At 64.6% G+C, this 18,298-nt stretch carries 17 protein-coding genes; 7 read left to right on the forward strand and 10 right to left on the reverse strand.

Annotated elements, in window-relative coordinates; all coding sequences use genetic code 11:
- Positions 1-291 precede the first annotated feature (291 nt).
- The 7 genes from U4012_RS32795 to U4012_RS32825 form a co-directional block, all read right to left on the reverse strand.
- The gene (locus U4012_RS32795; protein ID WP_321803798.1) at positions 292-1,581 is read right to left on the reverse strand and encodes an McrC family protein; all 1,290 of its coding nucleotides are present in this window, start codon (positions 1,579-1,581) and stop codon (positions 292-294) included.
- A 5-nt stretch (positions 1,582-1,586) separates the two neighbouring features.
- Positions 1,587-3,428, reverse strand: coding sequence for an AAA family ATPase (locus U4012_RS32800; protein WP_321803800.1), 1,842 nt, complete (start codon positions 3,426-3,428; stop codon positions 1,587-1,589).
- Positions 3,418-3,717: a hypothetical protein gene (locus tag U4012_RS32805; protein WP_321803803.1), complete on the reverse strand. Its 300-nt coding sequence runs from the start codon at positions 3,715-3,717 to the stop codon at positions 3,418-3,420. Before U4012_RS32805 ends, U4012_RS32800 begins: the two co-directional genes overlap by 11 nt.
- Complete coding sequence (locus U4012_RS32810; RefSeq protein WP_321803805.1) at positions 3,710-4,435, reverse strand: hypothetical protein; 726 nt, start codon at positions 4,433-4,435, stop codon at positions 3,710-3,712. The genes U4012_RS32805 and U4012_RS32810 overlap by 8 nt, the downstream gene beginning before the upstream one ends.
- A gap of 285 nt (positions 4,436-4,720) precedes the next feature.
- Positions 4,721-5,644 (reverse strand): recombination-associated protein RdgC, encoded by a 924-nt coding sequence (locus U4012_RS32815; RefSeq protein ID WP_044847162.1) that lies wholly within the window; start codon positions 5,642-5,644, stop codon positions 4,721-4,723.
- A 122-nt stretch (positions 5,645-5,766) separates the two neighbouring features.
- A complete protein-coding gene (locus tag U4012_RS32820) occupies positions 5,767-6,171 on the reverse strand; it encodes a nuclear transport factor 2 family protein (RefSeq protein WP_321803807.1) in 405 nt (134 codons plus the stop codon).
- Between the two features lie 213 nt (positions 6,172-6,384).
- Positions 6,385-7,302 (reverse strand): LysR family transcriptional regulator, encoded by a 918-nt coding sequence (locus tag U4012_RS32825; RefSeq protein ID WP_044847164.1) that lies wholly within the window; start codon positions 7,300-7,302, stop codon positions 6,385-6,387.
- Positions 7,303-7,441: 139 nt separating this feature from the next.
- Between U4012_RS32825 and U4012_RS32830 the strand changes: the two genes are divergently transcribed.
- The 3 genes from U4012_RS32830 to U4012_RS32840 all read left to right on the forward strand — a co-directional run bounded on the left by U4012_RS32830 (position 7,442) and on the right by U4012_RS32840 (position 9,921).
- Positions 7,442-8,206, forward strand: a complete 765-nt coding sequence (locus U4012_RS32830) for an SDR family NAD(P)-dependent oxidoreductase (RefSeq protein ID WP_321803810.1) — start codon at positions 7,442-7,444, stop codon at positions 8,204-8,206.
- Positions 8,207-8,289: 83 nt separating this feature from the next.
- A complete protein-coding gene (locus tag U4012_RS32835) occupies positions 8,290-8,997 on the forward strand; it encodes a pirin family protein (RefSeq protein ID WP_321803812.1) in 708 nt (235 codons plus the stop codon).
- Between the two features lie 243 nt (positions 8,998-9,240).
- Positions 9,241-9,921, forward strand: coding sequence for a GntR family transcriptional regulator (locus tag U4012_RS32840; protein ID WP_044847167.1), 681 nt, complete (start codon positions 9,241-9,243; stop codon positions 9,919-9,921).
- Positions 9,922-10,063: 142 nt separating this feature from the next.
- Here the strand turns inward: U4012_RS32840 and U4012_RS32845 are convergent, their stop codons facing one another.
- Complete coding sequence (locus U4012_RS32845; protein ID WP_124489389.1) at positions 10,064-10,258, reverse strand: hypothetical protein; 195 nt, start codon at positions 10,256-10,258, stop codon at positions 10,064-10,066.
- 558 nt (positions 10,259-10,816) lie between these two features.
- Between U4012_RS32845 and U4012_RS32850 the strand changes: the two genes are divergently transcribed.
- The 4 genes from U4012_RS32850 (at position 10,817) to U4012_RS32865 (ending at position 14,880) form a co-directional block, all read left to right on the forward strand.
- Complete coding sequence (locus U4012_RS32850) at positions 10,817-11,803, forward strand: TRAP transporter substrate-binding protein (protein WP_321803815.1); 987 nt, start codon at positions 10,817-10,819, stop codon at positions 11,801-11,803.
- A complete protein-coding gene (locus U4012_RS32855) occupies positions 11,800-12,378 on the forward strand; it encodes a TRAP transporter small permease (protein WP_321803817.1) in 579 nt (192 codons plus the stop codon). Before U4012_RS32850 ends, U4012_RS32855 begins: the two co-directional genes overlap by 4 nt.
- A gap of 4 nt (positions 12,379-12,382) precedes the next feature.
- Positions 12,383-13,735 (forward strand): TRAP transporter large permease, encoded by a 1,353-nt coding sequence (locus U4012_RS32860; RefSeq protein WP_321803819.1) that lies wholly within the window; start codon positions 12,383-12,385, stop codon positions 13,733-13,735.
- 320 nt (positions 13,736-14,055) lie between these two features.
- Positions 14,056-14,880 (forward strand): alpha/beta fold hydrolase, encoded by an 825-nt coding sequence (locus U4012_RS32865; protein WP_321803821.1) that lies wholly within the window; start codon positions 14,056-14,058, stop codon positions 14,878-14,880.
- A 79-nt stretch (positions 14,881-14,959) separates the two neighbouring features.
- On the opposite strand, the gene proP is transcribed toward U4012_RS32865, so the two are convergent.
- Positions 14,960-16,429, reverse strand: coding sequence for a glycine betaine/L-proline transporter ProP (gene proP, locus U4012_RS32870; protein ID WP_321803823.1), 1,470 nt, complete (start codon positions 16,427-16,429; stop codon positions 14,960-14,962).
- 561 nt (positions 16,430-16,990) lie between these two features.
- The gene (locus U4012_RS32875; RefSeq protein WP_321803825.1) at positions 16,991-18,058 is read right to left on the reverse strand and encodes a porin; all 1,068 of its coding nucleotides are present in this window, start codon (positions 18,056-18,058) and stop codon (positions 16,991-16,993) included.
- Positions 18,059-18,298 lie beyond the last annotated feature (240 nt).

Raw genomic sequence — 18,298 nt, forward strand, 5'->3', positions numbered from 1 at the left:
GCTGAACGATTCCATCACGCTGTTGTAGCGACCGGTTGAATCCACCGTCGGTAACTGCCGTCCCCAAAAGGGTGGGTATAGGTCTTGGCGTAGCTTTATGCGCCGAGCCTTGTCAGATAGGGCGCAGGTACTGCTGCATCACTGGGGTGACAGTTGCAGATGCGGCGGCGGGTTGCATGCAGGCGTCCTGGATATTATTTTTGAAAGAACTCCACGCGCAGGGCGATCGGCTGATGACGAGTTCCCCGTTGTCATACTCGGATGGGCCGCCGCCATTCGGATGGCGATTCTTCAAAAGAGCTTATGCATGGGCGCAAAGATGCGCTCGAGTTGCGACGAAACGAGTCTCAGGTCTGTCAGGTCGACTGTGGCAATGCTAAGCGTGGTCGACTCCGCCGGTTGCGTCCCGCGTCTAGAGGTGTTGAGTCGAAACATTCGGCGCACCCCAGCGCATTCACCCAAGGGGGAGTCGTGAGGATAGACGAGCACGACGTTCCCGCAGCCGTAGCAACTGGCGTAGGCGTACATCTGATACAAGTCCGCCTGAGCGACACCCTCCTTCGACTCCTCGGGGGAGAGTCGCTTCCATTTGGTGTCGAGGATGATACGCGGCTCCAAATCCATCATCGCAACGAGATCGGGTTTCATTGCGAATGCGGCCTTATCTGTCGCAGTATCGTATGCCAGGAATCTACGTGGGCCTTGCAGGCGCCCACGAAGTCCGTGCCTTGCGAGAACCCGCAACGCGACGCGTCCGATGTACTCCTCGAACAGCAGGTTCATGTCAAAGAACAGCGAAAAGCCGTGAGTCCCCCCCGCCGTGACGTCCGGAGATGCGCGGCGCAGAAACAATTCCGCAAGCCGATAGCACGGCTTATATCGTTCATTGAGTCGGTCGAAATTCACACGTGGCCACGGCAGCGATGCGGGTGCGCAATCGCTCACGCCCTTAAGGGCCAGCAGCAATTCCGAAAGCCGTTGCTGATTGCTGAACGAGCGCGAACGCTTGAGCAGGAAGCGAACCGATGCCTTCAGAATCACGTTGAGCGGATTGTCTTCATGGAATTCGTCGAAGTGACAATAAAGGCGCTCGGGATTGGCCGCATTCTTCTGGATCTGCGCGGGAATCGACAAACGCCCCCGCATCACGCAGAGATTCTCCTCGAGCGTCTCGTAGCGCCTCCCGAGCCCGCGGCGGACTTGCTCGAAAAGTTTGTCACAATACAGGCGGATGAGCATTTCCAGCACTCCCTGAGTTTGCTTACCCACCCGTGCAATCTCGCCTTCTCCGATGTCGAGATCCAGCGCAACACTCAACATGCCCACCAGATTACGACGCACGTGATCGTCATCGCCAGCGATCTTCGGCAGAACCTCCACAATCTCGGTACCCGTCTGCAGGACGCCGACATACTGCTGTGCCGCAATCGTCGTCGCGTTGACGTACTTGAACACCTCGAAGCCGTACACTTTCTTGATCGCCGTGATATCCGTCGCGATAGCGGCCGATACCACCGGCAGATCCGAGCGTGGCGTGCCGACGGCGAGCTTCCCGTGCTCACGAACCGAGACGATGGCCACTGCGCTTACCGGTAGATGTTGAGATACGACTGTAACTCGAACGGATTCGGATTGACTTGATAACGTATGCGTGCCTCCAGGCCGTCGATGCCGTCGGACAGGCCTTTCGGAATCCATTTGTCTGCTTGAATGAACCCACCCGCAGTGTCGTTGAGCACGAGCATGACCTTTGCCCAGTCTTCGTAGAAGTATTCCTGCAGCAGGGGAATAATCTTTCTCCGGAACACGCGGTCCAGACCGGGCAGGTCATGCACGCCGAGAAGGTAGGCATGACCGATCGTATGATCCCGGTCGTAGAGGAACTCCACGCGCTCGTTGAGTGCCGCAAGCATCTCTCCAAGGTTCACGCCGGAGACGTCGATTGCCTTTAGCTTCAAACAGTCAGGCTGTAGTTCCTCGAACTCGAAGCGTCGTCGCAGCGCCGTGTCGAGCAGGGCGATTGAGCGGTCCGCCGTGTTCATTGTGCCGATCACGTGAAGATTCGACGGCACGCTGAAGTCCAGCCCCGAGTAAGGCAGCTTGACGGTCAGCGGATTCGACGCGCCTTCACGCTTATCGGGTTCCAGCAACGTTATCAATTCACCAAACACTTTCGAGATATTGGCTCGGTTGATTTCGTCGATGACCAATACGAACGGCAGATTAACGGCTTGCTGTTGTGCTTTCAGGAGTTCACTCAAAGCACCGGCCTTGAGGAAGCTCGAATTGAGCCGATAGAGCGTCTGCATCGTGAACGAGCGATCGTAGATCTCATTCACGTTGTGCTCCTTTTCGAACACGGCCAGCCAGCGCACGTTGCGCATCTGATTCTGCCCGGCAATGGGCGCTTCGAGATATTCATATTCGCCCGTAACTTCGCCGATTGCACGAAATGCGCTGTTGCCTTTCGACACGATGATGATGTCGCCCGATTTCACCTCGTTCTTGAACGCATTGACGAAACGCGTATGCGACGCGACACGCTCGTCGTGGGGCCTTTCGTCCTGCACCCTCTTGCGGATATCGCTCTCGGTCTCGCAATCGGTAAAATCGATGTCCTCGCCCCAGCCGAGCAGCACATAGCCTTTCTCGATACACGCCTGGAAGATCGCGTTGCCCTTTACCGAGCCGGCGGCACCGAGTGACATCTTGTAGATCTTGCGCTCCGCGAGTGGCGCGCCTCGCAGACCGGTCTGCACTACCGTATTGCGCTTCGCCGCATCGGCGACCTTTCGGAATAGGCCCGGACGAATCTCATAAGACACGCTGCCATCTTTCGCCGCCTCCGGACGCAGTCCTTCCACGAAATCCTCGTAGCCGTATGACTGATGAAAGGTGACAAAGCTGATGCGCCCCTCACTGCGAAGCTCTTCATAGCGGCTCATGAGCGCTTGGCGGTCGCTATCCACCTTTCCGTCACAGATCGCCACCGCAATCTCGGCGGTTCGATAGGTCTTGCCCGTGCCGGGAGGTCCGTAAAGAATCGTGTTGGTTGGCGTGTTCATGATGTTGTCTGTAGATGACTCGTCCGCGACGGCGTCGGGCGCTTGCTCACCTGGGGCCGGAGGCGCGCCGGTCATGTGTGAGACGGCTGATGCCAGGTCGGCGATGCGTTCGATGCGGTATCGGAGACGTCCCGTAGATTCCGGTTCCGACGGTGCAAGATGTGCTGCAAGCTCAGGCACCGCGACAGGCGACTCGATCAGGAGCATGTCGTCGGTCAGCCATACGTCCAGTGAAGGCGCATTGGCATCCGTGCGGTATGACCGGCGGAGATGATTCGCACGATCTGTTGAACGGAAATGGAAGTTCGCGTCGAGCAGATCGGTCGCCGCGTTCCAAAGTGAAATCGCTGCCTCAGCCGCCATGTTTTGCTCGCTCAGACTCGATGAATGATCGGCTGACTTCCTCGATATCGCCAGGCTCACACGTCACGGTGCCTGGCTTGCCATTCTTGTTCTGACGCCTGAAGCGAGGTCGCTCCATCGTCAGCAGTTTGTCGAGCGCGGTCCAGTAATCCTGAATTCCGCTCTCCTTGTCCTTGTCGCGTGCGCCGATCTCATAGCCTTTCGAGAGCCGACACTCGGGCAGAAAGAAGGTTTTCTTCCCGGTCTCTTTCTCGACATGGAATGGGACGCGTACGAACGCTTCAGCCATGACGCGCCCCCTTCTTCCCGACCGCAGCAAGCAGGCGCTGCAGATAGCTGATGCTGACTTCCTCGGCGTTACCGTGGTCACACGTGACGATGCCCGCAATGCCATTCCCATTCCGGCGCCGAAATGCCGGTTTGTACATGTCCTTGAGAAAGGCGAGCGCATCCCAGTAATCGACGAAATACCGTTCGCGATTCTTCGTGCCGACCTGATACCCCTTGGTCCGCATCAAGTCCGGAAGAAAGAATGTCTTCGATCCGTCGGCTTCGACATAGTACGGCACCGACGTGAATCCCTCGGAGGGCGGCTGCTTTCGCGCGGCGGGGACTCTGGTCGATGTCGCCAGCGCTCGCCAGGCAGCCAGGAACGCGGCGAGTTCCGCTTCGTTGCCGATTCCAACGCGTGCATATTTCCAGCGCGGATTCTCGTGCACTTCGCGATTCGTCGCGGCCCGTTGAGCCGCCACCCACTCGCGCGCTTGTCCGGGTTCGAGTTTCAGCGCGGAGGCAAACGCATCGATGTTGAAAGCAAGCTCGACAAGATTGTTGCCGATGTTCTCGCCATATACGGCCAGCGTAGTAGTCGACGAGGCGTCAATCAAACGCTGAAATCTGAAATAGCCTGCCTTCTCTTTCGAGGGGGCGCCGAGCGTGGTGATCGCCTGCACCAGCAAATTTCTTGTTTCGGTAAATCTCATCGGATGACTGTGTTTCAGGAACATGCGCCTCTAGGATCAGCGATTGAAACCGTAATAGTCTACGGCAGGTCCGGAAGAAACTTGAACGTTTCTTGGAGGTTCAGGCAAACCCTGCGTGACCTGCATCGATACACGCTGATGTCGCGTCGCGCCGAAATGAATGATGGTTCAGGGCCGCGAGCGCGCAGCAGCACCCCGCCGCCGCACCCCGCCGCCAGAGCTGCGACGGTCCTCCCCGACAGGTCGCGTCAGCGCGAAGCCGCGCCGTCGCGCCGTCGCGCGGCGACGATCCTCGACAGCCGACGAGGTTCAGGCTGCTGCCGCGATTTGAACCGAGTCTTGCCGCTCGCCACCCAGGATATCGACGAGATCGGTCAACATCCGCGCCAATTCACCCGTCATCAGCGTGACATCCGAGTCGAAGCGTTCGTCGTCGTTCTGCGCGGTGGGATCCGACGCCTCCTTGATCACGTCGAGCGGCGTGACACGCTTGATCGTCAGCGACGGCGTCAGCACGAAGGAGATGCGGTCATTCCAGGTCATCGCGAGGCGCATGCATTGTTTGCCGGCCTCGATGTGCCGGCGCATGTCGTTCGCTTCCAGCGCGTGGCCGACGTATCGCACCGTGGCGCCACCTTCGCCGCTCGAGCGCAACTCGGCGTCCTGGTCCACGGTGAATCCGCCCGGCGCCTCGCCGGACAGCAGCCAGTCCGTCATCGCGGCGACCGGCGACAGCGCCACCTGGACGCCGGCGAGCGGCAATTGATCGATCGATTTGACGAGCAGGCCGCGAACGTCGTCGGCAAGTGCCTGTGCGGCCGCATCGATGACGAGCCAGCCGTTCACCGTATCGATCCACACGCGGGTATCGCGGCGAATGGTGAACGCGCGCGGCAGCAGTTCGTCGGTCACCTGCTCCTTGAGTTCGCGCAGCTGTTTTCGCCCGACCTTGAAACCCTGCTGCTCCTCGACCTCAAGCGCCCGGGCCTTGGTCACCTGATTGACGACCGACGCCGGGAGCAGCTTCTTTTCGGCGCGAAACGTCAGCAGCATCTGCCGGTTGATCGAATACACGAGCGCGCCGTCGTCACGCGGCGACGCCCATCCCGAGCGCTGCATTTCGACGCTGGTGCCCGGCTGAAACGCGTGGGGCGCCAGCCATGCTTCCATCTGATCGGGGGTAACGGCCCACGGTGCCGGAAGACGATGAAGCTGAAGATTCTTGAACCACATAGGCGTGCGGGCAAAGCGCGTCATTCTATATGACGGTGACGTCTACCGGCCAGAAGCGCCGGTCGGGATGCAACATCGGCAGGCCGCTTCGATTGCTCGAGCGGCCTTTCATCGTCATCGCTTCAAGCGGATTGCGCCGCCGAGAATGCGTGTGCCGCGGCCATCGTATCCAGTGCTTCGCGCAACAGCAGGATTTTGCCGTCGCGCGCCACCAGCCGCCCTGCGTACAACTGGCGATAGATTTTCCCCGTCGATGGAACGAGCGCTTCGACTTCATATTCGGCGAATACCTGCTCGGGCGTTTCGATCAGCAGCCGCACATTGCTGAACGCAAAATCCGGCACTTTCGCGAGCAGCGAGGCAATGAAGGCTTCGATCGCACCGGGCCCCTGCGCGCGTGCGTCGATACCCAGTGACTTGAGATACGGCAGTTCCAGTACACCGTCGTCGGCAAACAGTGCGCCAGCCGCGCGTGGATCGCGAATCGATTCGAGGTAAGCGAAAAGCAGTTGTTTGGCGTTGTTCATGATCGGCTCGATAAAAGCGTGAATGGAAGCGATTCATTGCAGGCGCGTCGTCAACGCAGTCGCCACCTGCTGCATGGCGGCTTGCGGCGTGATGTCGTGCAGCCGGTGGAAAGGAGAATACGGTCCGGACAATATTTGCGAAACAGAATCGTTTGAAAACCATCGTTGCATGAATGCAATGATGGGCGCCGGCCGATCAACCGCGCCGACACATCATTTCGGCCATCGCCAGGTCGGCTCGGAAAGGTGCTCGGCAAGATAATCCGACAGCGCCGCGACTTTCGCGGGCCGCGCGCGCGCCGAGGGCGTGACGAAGTAAATGCCGCCCTTCGTCAGCGACCAGTCGGTCAGGATCGCTTCGAGACGACCGTCGGCCAGGTAATCGCCGGCGATGAACTCGGGCAGTTCGGCAATCGCCAGTCCGGCGAGCAGCGTGGGCAACAGCGCATCGGCGTTCGTCACGCGCAGCGGGCCCGCCGGCATCACCGGCTCTTCTTCGCCTGCGTCGTTCGTGAAGCGCCATACGGCGCTACGCGCGCGGTATGCGTACGAGAGACAAGGACGATCCGCGAGTTCGCGCGGATGGGCGGGCCGTCCTTCACGCGTCAGATATTCCGGCGACGCCACCACGAATTGCGTCACCGCGCACAGCCGCCGCGCGACCAGCGACGAATCCGGAAGCGCGGCGATCCGCAGCGCGGCGTCGAACCCGTCGGCGACCAGATCGACCGACGCATCCGACAGATGCAGGTCGATCGACACTTCCGGATACGCGCGAAAGAAGCCCGGCAGCAGCGGCGCGACCCAGCGCAGCCCGTACGACATCGGCACGGCCAGACGCACCAGCCCGCGTGGCCGCACCGACATTTCGCGTGCCGAGCTTTCCGCCTCCTCGGCCTGGCGATAGATCTCGCCGGCTTGCTCGCTGATCGTGCGGCCGAACTCGGTGAGCGAGAGCTGACGCGACGTGCGATTGAACAGCCGCGCGCCCAGCCGGTCCTCCAGGCGGGCCACGCCGCGCGAGACGGTCGCGACCGACACGCCGGTCGCGCGCGCCGCGGCGGCAAACGAACCGTGCTCGGCCACCTTCGCGAACATCGCGAGCCCCTCGAAATCGGGTAGTTGAGCCATCTTTCCTCATCTTTTCATTTATGCAACGTTTGTTTGCAATCAATTCTATTTCGAAAAGATGAGGCCGTCGATATTCTCCTCACATCGCAGTACGCGATGCAACGAAACCCCACACCGACCCAACGAAAGGAGCAATACCATGGCACGCAAACTCGACAACAAGATCGCACTCGTCACCGGCGCAACCAGCGGCATCGGTCTCGCCACCGCCGAACGCTTCGCGGCAGAAGGTGCGCACGTCTATCTGACGGGCCGCCGACAGGCAGAACTCGATGCCGCCGTGAAGGGCATTCGCGAAGCCGGCGGCAAGGCGACCGGCGTACGTTCGGATTCCACCAAGCTCGATGAGCTCGACGCGCTGTATGCGCAGATCAAGGAAGAACAGGGCCGCCTCGACGTGCTGTTCGTGAACGCCGGCGGCGGCTCGATGCTGCCGCTTGGCAGCATCACCGAAGCACACTACGACGACACCTTCGAGCGCAACGTGAAGGGCGTGCTGTTCACGGTACAAAAAGCGCTGCCGCTGCTTGCCGAGCGTGCCTCGGTGATTCTCGCCGGCTCGACGGCGGGCAGCGCGGGCACCGCGGCGTTCAGCGTGTACTCGGCTTCGAAGGCAGCGGTGCGGGCCTTTGCACGCAGCTGGATTCTCGATCTCAAGGAACGCGGCATCCGCGTGAACACGATCAGCCCGGGCGCGACCCGCACGCCTGGCCTGCTCGATCTCGCCGGTGACGATGCCGCGCAGCGCCAGGGCCTCGCCGATTATCTGGCTGCCCAGATCCCGATGGGGCGCCTCGGCGAGCCTGGCGAGATCGCGAGCGCGGCGCTGTTCCTGGCCTCGGACGACGCGAGCTTCGTGAACGGCATCGAATTGTTCGTCGATGGCGGCCAGCAGCAGATCTGAGCGCAGCCACGGCGCGCGGGTGCGGAAGACGCCGTCTGCGACGATCGCGATCCGCGCCCGGCGTACTCGAACCGGGCTCCGTCATGATTGAACATCGGCCTTTTCTTGTGCTTGGCGCAATCCGGCGCGGCCGTGTCGACATTCGCCAGCATTTCCGCATCGGCGAATCCGGGCGCGCCGACGATGCGCCGCTCGGTCCGCTCTACATGTTGAGCGACGTCGAGTTCGCGCCGCACTCGGGCCTTGGCCCGCATGCCCACCGCGACGTCGAGATCGTCACGTGGGTGCGGTCGGGCGCCATCACGCATGAAGACGACGCGGGCAATCGCGTGCGTCTGGTCGCCGATTCCGTCCACGTGACGAGTGCCGGCACGGCGATCCATCACGCCGAGCGCAACGACGAGAATATGCCCGCGCGGCAGTTCCAGATCCGGCTGCGTCCGCGCACACCTGGCGGTACACCGCGCTGTGCGACGCGTGTCTGTTCGTCCGGATGTCGCGAGGGCCGATTCGTGACGCTGGCGAGCGGCGATCCGGAGGATGTCCGCGCCGGCGCGTTGCCCATTCATGCCGATGCACGCGTGCGTATCGCGACGCTGCGTGAAGGCACGGCGTTGCGGCACGCGTTGCCGATGCCCGGTTCCGCTTATCTGGTTGTCGATCATGGCCGGCTGGACGTAGGGCCGATCAGGCTGGCGCAACGCGACGGTGTTGCCGTTCGCGATGAAACGTGGCTCATGTTGCGGGCGCGGGACGACACGGACGTCATGATCGTCGAGCGCTTGTGCTAGCGCGCATGCTCGATCAGCGCGCGGCCGCAGCCTGGTTCATTGCCGTGCCGACTTCGAGAAAGCGCGCCGCTGAGCGTCCGGTGGCCGTATTGCGGGAACACCTGACGTCGATGCCGACGTCGCCTGTGGCGGCGACCGCCGACGCTCGCCCGCAAGGCCGCTCTGCTAATATCGTAGAAAGTATGCAATATCCAGCGCCGCGTCGGCGCTTGCCTGACCGCCATCCCCAGTCCGAACCGCAACATGAACGAGAAACGCCCCGCTCTTGTCTACGCCACGCGCGCCGAAGCCGCAGCGAATGAACTGCGCCGCCGCATCCTGACGGGGGAATACGTCGACGGCTACCAGCTTCGCCAGGATGCGCTGGCGACCGAGCTCGGCATTAGCCGGATCCCGCTGCGCGAAGCGCTCGTGCAGCTCGAGAGCGAAGGGCTCGTGAAGATCCTGCCGCACAAGGGCGCGATCGTGTCGGAGCTGTCGCCGGAGGACATCACCGAACTGTTCGAATTGCGCGCGCTGCTGGAGCCCGTGCTGCTGAAAAAGTCGATTCCGAAGCTGACCGCCGAGGATTTCGCGCGGCTCGATGCGATCCTCGACGAATACAGCGCAGTCCTGCACGCGAGCCAGTCCGGCCGCTGGGGCGAACTGAACACCGAGCTGCATCATCTGCTGCTGTCGCGCGCCGACCAGCCGAAGACGGCGGCGATCGTCGCGTCGCTGCTGCAGCAGACCGACCGCTACACGCGCGTGCAGTTGTCGCTGTCCGAGGCCGCGCGTGACGTGGCCGAATCCGAGCACGCGGAGCTCGTCGCGCTGTGCCGCAAGGGCGATGCGCGCGCGGCGGCGTCGCTGCTCAAGCGTCACATCGAGCATGCGGGCGGCGAGTTGAATGCGTTTCTGCGGGACCGGCGGCTCGGGCGTTGAGGTCGTTCGCGCGCCGCGCGCCGCGCGGATACCCGATTCCGGTCAATCGCGGCGTTGCAGCGCGGTCGCATGCGATCCGTGGCTCGTCCGGGCGCCCCACGGCGCCGAAGGCGGCCTGCACGTATCGCTTCCGTTTGACCGTCTAGCCGCCGCCGATCCCTTGCAATACCTTGCCCGTCCCGCCGCACACCGCGCATGGCTGTCCTTCGACCATCCCGGTGCCGCGGCACACGCCGCATAGATCCTCGCCGACGCCCGGTGCATCGGGCGGCCCTTCGTCGCCCGGATTCAACGGCGTGTCCTGACGCTGTCCCGCCGGCGTTCTGGTCGTCTGCATCGCACACCTCCTTGCGTGTTTCCGATGTCGCGGCAAGCGCGCATCGCGCGTGCCTGCCGCGACGGCATGCGCCGTGGTCGACGCGCGGTGCCGCCAGCACGCGTGAGCAGGCACGCCGGCAACGATGACGCGACGCCCCGCATGACCGCGGGGGCAACGGCATCGTCACGTCGTCATTACAACGACGGCGCCCGCCTCGAGCCAGCCGTCGCCGAAGGCAGTCAGTCATCCTATGACTGTAGAAATAGAAACGAAAGAGAGTATCCGGCTCCGGAAAACGACACGTCACCGCGCCGGGTCAAACGCAGCCTCATCTCCGGAAAACGTTTCGCCGGCGACGCGCTGAACAGAGAAGGCTTTTCCCTTTGCCTCGCCGAAAACCCGCTACAGAAGCGCCTATAGGGTATGCACCAAGTGAGTTAAACGATTAACCGACGTACATTCGCTTCCACACGTCATACAACGTATGACTGCGATTCAGCGAAGGCCGTGCCCCGACTGATGCGCAAGCCGCCCGGATCGCCGCCAGACGACGAACAACCATCAAGGAGACTGACGATGAAGCACCGATTCACCCGCTCCCGTACCGCCCTGGCCGTCGCGCTGATGGCCGGCTTCGCGGTGTCCGCGCAGGCCCGCGTGTTCCGCTCGGCGGACGTGCACGGCGACAGCTTCCCGACCAACATGGCGGTCAAGTACATGGGCGACGAGCTGTCGAAGCTGACGGGCGGCAAGGACTCGATCAAGGTGTTCGGCAACAGCGCGCTCGGCTCCGAGAAGGACACGGTCGACCAGGTGCGGATCGGCGCGATCGACATGGCGCGCGTGAACGGCGCGTCGTTCAACGAGATTGTGCCGGAGTCGCTGATCCCGTCGTTCCCGTTCCTGTTCCGCGACGTCGACCATTTCCGCAAGGCGATGTACGGCCCGGCCGGCCAGAAGATCCTCGACGCGTTCGCGGCGAAGGGGATGATCGCGCTGACGTTCTACGAGAGCGGCGCGCGCTCGATCTACGCGAAGCGCCCGGTGCGCACGCCGGCCGACATGAAAGGGCTGAAGGTGCGCGTGCAACCATCGGACCTGATGGTCGACGAGATCAAGGCGATGGGCGGCACGCCGACGCCGATGCCGTTCGCCGAGGTCTACACGGGCCTGAAGACGGGCCTCGTCGATGCGGCGGAAAACAACCTGCCGTCGTACGAGGAAACCAAGCACTTCGAGGTGGCGCCCGACTACTCGGAGACGCAGCACGCGATGACGCCGGAAGTGCTGGTGTTCTCGAAGAAGATCTGGGACACGCTGTCGCCGCAGGAACAGGCCGCGATCAGGAAGGCAGCGGCCGATTCGGTGCCGTACTACCAGAAGCTGTGGACCGCGCGCGAGGCATCGGCGCAGCAGACGGTGACGAAGGGCGGCGCGAAGATCCTGCCGGCCGCGCAGATCGACCGCGCGGCATTCGTGAAGGCGATGCAGCCGCTGTGGGCGAAGTACGAGAAGACGCCGCAGATGAAGCAGATCGTCGACGAGATCGAGGCCACCAAGTGACCCGTCGCGCTTCCCTGAACGGCGCGGCGGCCGTGGGCGCATCGGACGCGGCGGCCGCGGACGGTGCGGCGCCGTGCCGGCCGCATGCGGCGGCGCCGCGCCTGCGCTGCATGAACGACCTGTTGTTCCGCGCGCTGGCCGTGGTCGCGTCGCTGTGTCTCGCGGCGCTCACGGTGCTGGTGTTCTACGCGGTCGTGATGCGCTACGCGTTCGAGAACGCGCCCGATTTCGTCGAGCCGATCGCGCTGCTGCTGGTGATCGTGATCGCGATGTTCGGCGCGGCGATGAAGGTGCGCGACGGCGGCCACATCGGCCTCGACTCGCTCGTGCGGCGCCTGTCACCGGGCCCGCGTACCGTGGTGATCGCGATCCAGCACCTGAGCCTGATCGCGTTCGCGATCGCGATCATGGTCGGCTGCGGCAGCATGGCCGCGGAGACGATGGGCGACCGCATTCCGATCATCGGGTTGCCCGAAGGCGTGCGCTACCTGATCACGATTCCCGCGGCGATCGCCATCATCCTCTTCTCGCTCGAGCACCTGCTCGCGCTTCGTCGTTCTTCGTCGGGACAATAACGCCATGGAACTCGCGATCCTGTCCGTCAGTTTTCTGGTTTTCCTCGTGCTCGGCGTACCGGTCTCGTTCGCGCTCGGCATTTCCTGCGTGCTGACCTACCTGGTCGAAGGGCTGCCGATCGCGACCGCGATGCAGGCGATGATCTCGGGGATGAACGCGTTCTCGTTCCTCGCGGTGCCGTTCTTCATCTTCTCCGGCGAGCTGATGCTGCACGGCGGCATCGCGGACCGGATCCTGCGCTTCGCGCAGGCCACCGTCGGCCATTTCCGCGGCGGCCTCGGGATGGCCAACGTCGTCGCGTGCACGCTGTTCGGCGGCGTGTCGGGCTCGCCGACGGCCGATACCTCCGCGATGGGCGGCGTGGTGATTCCGCTGATGAAGCGCGAAGGCTACAGCGCGGCTTACGCGGTCAACGTGACGACCCACGCGTCGCTCGCCGGCGCGCTGATGCCGACGTCGACCAACATGATCATCTACGCGTTCGCCGCGCAGGGGATCACGGGGGTGCTGCACGGCCAGCCGGTGAGCGGCGTGTCGATCGGCGACCTGCTGTTTTCCGGCCTCCTGCCGGTGCTGTGGGTGATGGGCTTCGTGCTCGCGGCCGCATACTGGCAGGCCGTGCGCCACGGCTATCCGCGCCGCGAGGACGGTTCGTCGGCGCTGCCGTCGTTCCCGGGCTGGTATGCGGTGCTGCGCAGCTTCGTCGGCGCGGTGCCGGGCCTGATGGTGATCGCGATCATCCTCGTGTGTGTCGCGAAGGGGATTGCGACCGCGACCGAAGCCGCCGCGATCGCCGTCGTGTACTCGCTCGTGCTGACCGCGCTCGTCTACCGGACGCTGACGGCCGGGAAGCTGCGGCGCGCGCTGTCGCATGCGGCGCGCACGACGGGCGTCGTGCTGCTGCTGATCGCCGTGTCCAACATGCTGCGCTTCCAGATGTCGTACCTGGAGATTCCGGATGCGATCGAAGGGCTGCTCAAGCAGTCGACCGCCGCGCCGTGGCTGATGCTGCTGTACATCAACATCATCCAGGTGTTCCTCGGCACGTTCGTCGACATGGCCGCGCACATCCTGATCACGACGCCGCTGTTCCTGCCGATCGCGATGGCATGCGGCGTCGGGCCGGTGCAGTTCGGCATCATGCTGCTGCTGAACTGCTCGCTCGGACTCGTGCACCCGCCGATCGGCTCGGTGCAGTTCGTCGGCTGCGCGATCGGCAACGTGTCGATCGGCGAGACGACGAAGATGGCGTGGCCGTATTACCTCGCGATCTTCAGTGCGATCAACATCGTCACGTACATGCCGTTCTTCTCCACCTGGCTGCCGAGCCTCATCAGCGGGCACGCGGTGTTCTGAGCGCGCGTTTCACCCGTCGCGGCGCCGGACGATCCGAGGTCGTCCGGCGCCGCAGTCATGTCGGCGGTTGCTTCACGCGCGGCGTGGTGCGCCATCGCGGCGGCCGCACCGGCGCCGGCCGCGTCGCGCGATCGGCGTCGTGCCGGCCGCGCGGCGCAAGTGCGCGATGCGCTGCGTCGCGGCACGCGCGGCAGTCACCCGCAACGGCGGCAACCTGTGCGATGATTCGCCGCTTCGCGTTCGTCGCAGAACGCCGCGGATCGCGACGCCCGTTGCCGGGCCGCCGCTCACCGCCCACCGCATTGACATCCGGAGACGACATGCCCGCACACATCGTTCATGGCAGCACCCTGCATTACCAGGATCACGGCACCGGATTTCCGGTGCTGTTCGGGCACAGCTATCTGTGGGATGCCGCGATGTGGGCGCCGCAGATCGACGCATTGTCGAGCCGGTATCGCGTGATCGTGCCGGACCTGTGGGGACATGGCGCGTCGGGCCCGCTGCCTGCCGGCACGCAGACGCTCGACGATCTCGCCGCGCACGCGAGCGCGTTGCTCGATGCGCTGGAGATCGAGCAGTGCGCGGTCGTGGGGCTGAGCGTCGGCGGGATGTGGGGCGCGCGGCTCGCGTTGCGCGAACCGCAGCGCGTGCGCTCGCTCGTGCTGATGGACGCGTCGCTCGAGGCCGAACCCGACGCGACGCGGCTGCGCTACTTCGGGATGCTCGATGCGATCGCCGCCGCCGGCTGCATCGCGCCGCCGCTGCTCGATGCGATCGTGCCGCTGTTCTTCCGGCCGGACGTGAACCTGGCCGACCCGGTGCCGCGCGCCTTTCGCGCGGCGCTCGCGAACCTGCCGGCCGACCGGCTGCGGGAATCGATCGTCCCGCTCGGCCGGCTGATCTTCGGGCGGCCGGATACGCTCGCCGCACTCGCCGGGCTGGATGCCGAACGCACGCTGCTGATGTGCGGCGCGGGCGACATGGCGCGCCCGCCGTCGGAGACGGTGAAGATGGCGAGCGTGATCGGCTGCCGCCATGCGCTGGTGCCGGACGCCGGCCATATCTCGAACCTGGAGAACCCCGCGTTCGTCACGCGGATGCTGCTCGACTGGTTCGACGAGCAGCAGCTCGCGGCGGGCTGAACGCCGCACGCGATGCCGGCGGCGGGCGCCGCGCGGCATCGCGTGACGACGCAACGACTTGCGTTGCGACGTTACCGCGTCATGCGCGTTCGCCGACCGGCGTGAACTGGCGGTCGCGCACGCGGCCCGCGTCGGCACCGCGGCGAATCAGGTCCTGCGCCTCCGCACGGCTCGCGACGCACGGTGCGGAGCCGGGCAGCGGCCGGCGTGCGGACTCGCGCAGCGCGAGCACCGACACGATGCCGATGAACGATGCGCCCATCAGGTAGTAGGCCGGCATCATCAGGTCGCCGGTGCGATCGACGAGCCACGCGGTGACGAGCGGCGTCGTGCCGCCGAACAGCGATACCGACACGTTGAAGCCGATTGCGAGCGCGCCGTAGCGGATCCGCGTCGGGAACAGCGCGGGCAGCGCGGACGGCATCACGCCGGTAAAGGTCGACAGCAGCGTGCCGTAAATCAGCATCCCGCCGAACACCGGCAGCATCCCGCCGGTGCGGATCAAGAGCAGCGCGGGCACCGACAGCACGAGCAGGCCGACGCAGCCGAACATCATCACCGGCTTGCGGCCGAGCCGGTCCGACAGATGGCCCGCGTAGAGCGTCATCGGCATCATCAGCACCATCACGAGCAGCACCATGAACAGGCCGTGCGTCTCGTTGAAGTGCAGCGTCGCCGACAGGTAGTTCGGCAGGTACGACAGCGCCATGTAGTCGGTCACGTTGAAGATCAGCACGAGGCCGACGCACTGCAGCAGCGGCTTCCACTGTTCGACGAGCAGCGTGCCGAACGACTGCTTCGGGCGCGATCGTTCGTCCGCTTCGCGCGCTTCGGCTTCCTTCTTGAACGCGGGCGTTTCCTCGAGCTTGAGCCGCACGTACAGGCCGACGAGGCCGAGTGGGCCGGCGATGAAGAACGGCACGCGCCAGCCCCACGACAGCAGCGCTTCCTGCGACAGCGTCGCCGTCAGGATCGCGACGGTGGCCGCGCCGAGCGTGTAGCCGATCAGTGTGCCGAACTCGAGGAAGCTGCCCATGAAGCCGCGGCGCCTGTCGGTCGCGAACTCGGCGATGAAGGTGGCGGCGCCGCCGTATTCACCGCCCGTCGAGAAGCCCTGCACGAGGCGCGCGACGAGCAGCAGGATCGGCGCCATGATGCCGATCGACGCGTAGCTGGGGATCAGGCCGATCGCGAAGGTGCCGACGGCCATCATGATCATGGTGGCGGCGAGCACGCGCTGGCGGCCGATGCGGTCGCCGAGCGGGCCGAACACCATGCCGCCGAGCGGACGCACGAGGAACGCGGCCGCGAACGTGCCGAAGGTCGCGAGCAGCTGCGCGGACGGGCTGCTGGACGGGAAGAACACTTTACCGAGCGTGACGGCGATATAGCTGTAGACGCCGAAGTCGAACCATTCCATCGCGTTGCCGAACGCCATGGCCCCGACCGCACGCTTGAGGACGGCAGGGTCGACGATCGTGATGTCATCCAGCTTGAGGGCCTTGCGCGAAGACCGGGCTTTCGCGGGGTGCGCTTGCGATGAACTCAATGAACGCTCCTGGAAGGCGCCTTCGCGGCCGGCCGAGCGGGTGCGCGGCGAGGCGGGCGCGGGACCGTCGGGGACGAAGGCGGTTGTCTCGGGATCGCCATGATGTCGGTGATGCGGCGCGCGGCACGCGACACCAGGCAAGTGGGTTGGTGTGAATCAGTGTAGAGAAACGGGGAACACGGACTATCGGTCATGCGCCCGGAAACCGGTCGAAAACGACACGGATGGCGCAGGCGGGCAAGTCGCCATGCCGCGCGGCGGCGCGTGTGCGGCGGCAAGGCGGTACGGGTTGCGTCGACGGCGGTCTATGCCGCGATCACGGCGTGGACGGATGCGGCACGGTGCGGATCGCGTGGGCGTGACGGGGTATGGGCGTGACGGCGTGACGGCGTGACGGGCAAGACGGACGTGACGGGCGGGCGGAGCGTTGCACGCGCATCCGTCCGCAACGGAAGCGGCGCCGGAACCGGATGCATCGCCGCAGGCCGGACTCGGCGAAAAACGATTCGGAGTGCGAATGCATCGGGGCGGTGGTTCGATGCAGCCTCCACCGCCCGTGCATCAGAACATATGGCGGATCCCGACGTTCGCGCCGACGGTCGTGCCGGTGACCGCGTAAAGCGCGTTGGTGATCCCCAGCCCGGTGTTCATCGCACCGTGGTTGTTGACCATCGCGACCTGCGCGTACAGCGCGGTCGCCTTCGACAGGCTGTAGGTCGTGCCGATCGCCGCGAGCAGCGAGTGATTGGCCGTGTCGTTGCGATCGCTGGTGAACCAGACGCCGCCGTTCAGGTCGACGGCCGGCGTCGCCTGGTAGTCGAGGCCGCCGCCGTACACGTTGTTGCTGAACGAGCCGCCGACCTTGTAGCTCGTGAACGACGCCTTCGCGGTGACCGGGCCGAAGCGGTAGGCGGCGCCGATCGTGCGCCCGACGAACGCGACGGTGCTCGGCGTCGGCGTCGGGTTGGTGCCGTCGTTGCCATCGTAGAACGCGGCGTCGATCATGAAGCCGTCGTGCTCGTACTTGAGGCTCGCCGAATACTGGCGGCCGGCCTGGAAGTCGCCGGCCTTGCCGCCGAACGCGAACATCGCGCTGCCGGTGAGGCCGGCGATCGTCGGGCTCGTGTACGACACGGCGTTCGGGTTGAACAGGCCCGTCACCAGCACGTTGTCGACGTAGTTGATCAGCCCGCTGCCGAAGTGCGAGAAGCTGCGCGGATCCGAATCGAAGATCGCGAGCAGGAACGGCGAATACTGCACGCCGGCCTTGACCGTGCCGAACCCGCCGTCGAGCCCGACCCACGCCTGGCGGCCGAAGAAGTTGCCGTTCGAATGCGCGAACGCGCCGTTGGTGACGGCGAAGCCGCTCTCGAGCTGGAATTTCGCCTTGAGGCCGCCGCCGAGATCTTCGGTGCCGGTCATCCCGAACGTCGTCGGCGTCATGCCGGTGTCGGTCATCGCGAACTGATGGCCGGCGTTCGCGCCGGTGGCCGCGTCGCGTGTCTTGCTGGTGTACAGCAGCGCGGCGTCGAGGTTGCCGTACAGCGTCACGCTGCTCTGCGCGAAGCCGCTGCTACTGGCCAGCGCGCCTGCCAGCGCTGCGCAACCGATCACGATTCTGCTTTTCATTGAGGTGTCTCCAGTGTTGTTGTACGTCGATGCATCGAACAAGGGGATGCGGCGGATGCCCGCGTGGCGGTGTCCGTCGCATGAGCCGCGCACGCAGGGTGGGGCGCGGCGGGACGCACGTGCGCGGCCGGGTGGCGGCCGCGTGCGACGCGTTCAGGGCGGGGATGGGCGCCCGAACGCGCGTGTGTCGACAGTGGCGGGTGCGGCCGGTGCCGGCCGCGTCATTCAGAGCGACCGGTT

It is taken from the genome of Burkholderia sp. BCC1988, assembly GCF_905339895.1.
GTDB lineage: Bacteria > Pseudomonadota > Gammaproteobacteria > Burkholderiales > Burkholderiaceae > Burkholderia.

Coding starts and splice junctions, on each gene's coding strand:
- U4012_RS32800 (WP_321803800.1), bottom strand. CDS start 3,428: ATGGCGGCTGAGGCAGCGATTTCACTTTGGAACGCGGCGACCGATCTG.
- U4012_RS32805 (WP_321803803.1), bottom strand. CDS start 3,717: ATGGCTGAAGCGTTCGTACGCGTCCCATTCCATGTCGAGAAAGAGACC.
- U4012_RS32810 (WP_321803805.1), bottom strand. CDS start 4,435: ATGTTCCTGAAACACAGTCATCCGATGAGATTTACCGAAACAAGAAAT.
- U4012_RS32815 (WP_044847162.1), bottom strand. CDS start 5,644: ATGTGGTTCAAGAATCTTCAGCTTCATCGTCTTCCGGCACCGTGGGCC.
- U4012_RS32820 (WP_321803807.1), bottom strand. CDS start 6,171: ATGAACAACGCCAAACAACTGCTTTTCGCTTACCTCGAATCGATTCGC.
- U4012_RS32825 (WP_044847164.1), bottom strand. CDS start 7,302: ATGGCTCAACTACCCGATTTCGAGGGGCTCGCGATGTTCGCGAAGGTG.
- U4012_RS32830 (WP_321803810.1), top strand. CDS start 7,442: ATGGCACGCAAACTCGACAACAAGATCGCACTCGTCACCGGCGCAACC.
- U4012_RS32835 (WP_321803812.1), top strand. CDS start 8,290: ATGATTGAACATCGGCCTTTTCTTGTGCTTGGCGCAATCCGGCGCGGC.
- U4012_RS32840 (WP_044847167.1), top strand. CDS start 9,241: ATGAACGAGAAACGCCCCGCTCTTGTCTACGCCACGCGCGCCGAAGCC.
- U4012_RS32845 (WP_124489389.1), bottom strand. CDS start 10,258: ATGCAGACGACCAGAACGCCGGCGGGACAGCGTCAGGACACGCCGTTG.
- U4012_RS32850 (WP_321803815.1), top strand. CDS start 10,817: ATGAAGCACCGATTCACCCGCTCCCGTACCGCCCTGGCCGTCGCGCTG.
- U4012_RS32860 (WP_321803819.1), top strand. CDS start 12,383: ATGGAACTCGCGATCCTGTCCGTCAGTTTTCTGGTTTTCCTCGTGCTC.
- U4012_RS32865 (WP_321803821.1), top strand. CDS start 14,056: ATGCCCGCACACATCGTTCATGGCAGCACCCTGCATTACCAGGATCAC.
- U4012_RS32875 (WP_321803825.1), bottom strand. CDS start 18,058: ATGAAAAGCAGAATCGTGATCGGTTGCGCAGCGCTGGCAGGCGCGCTG.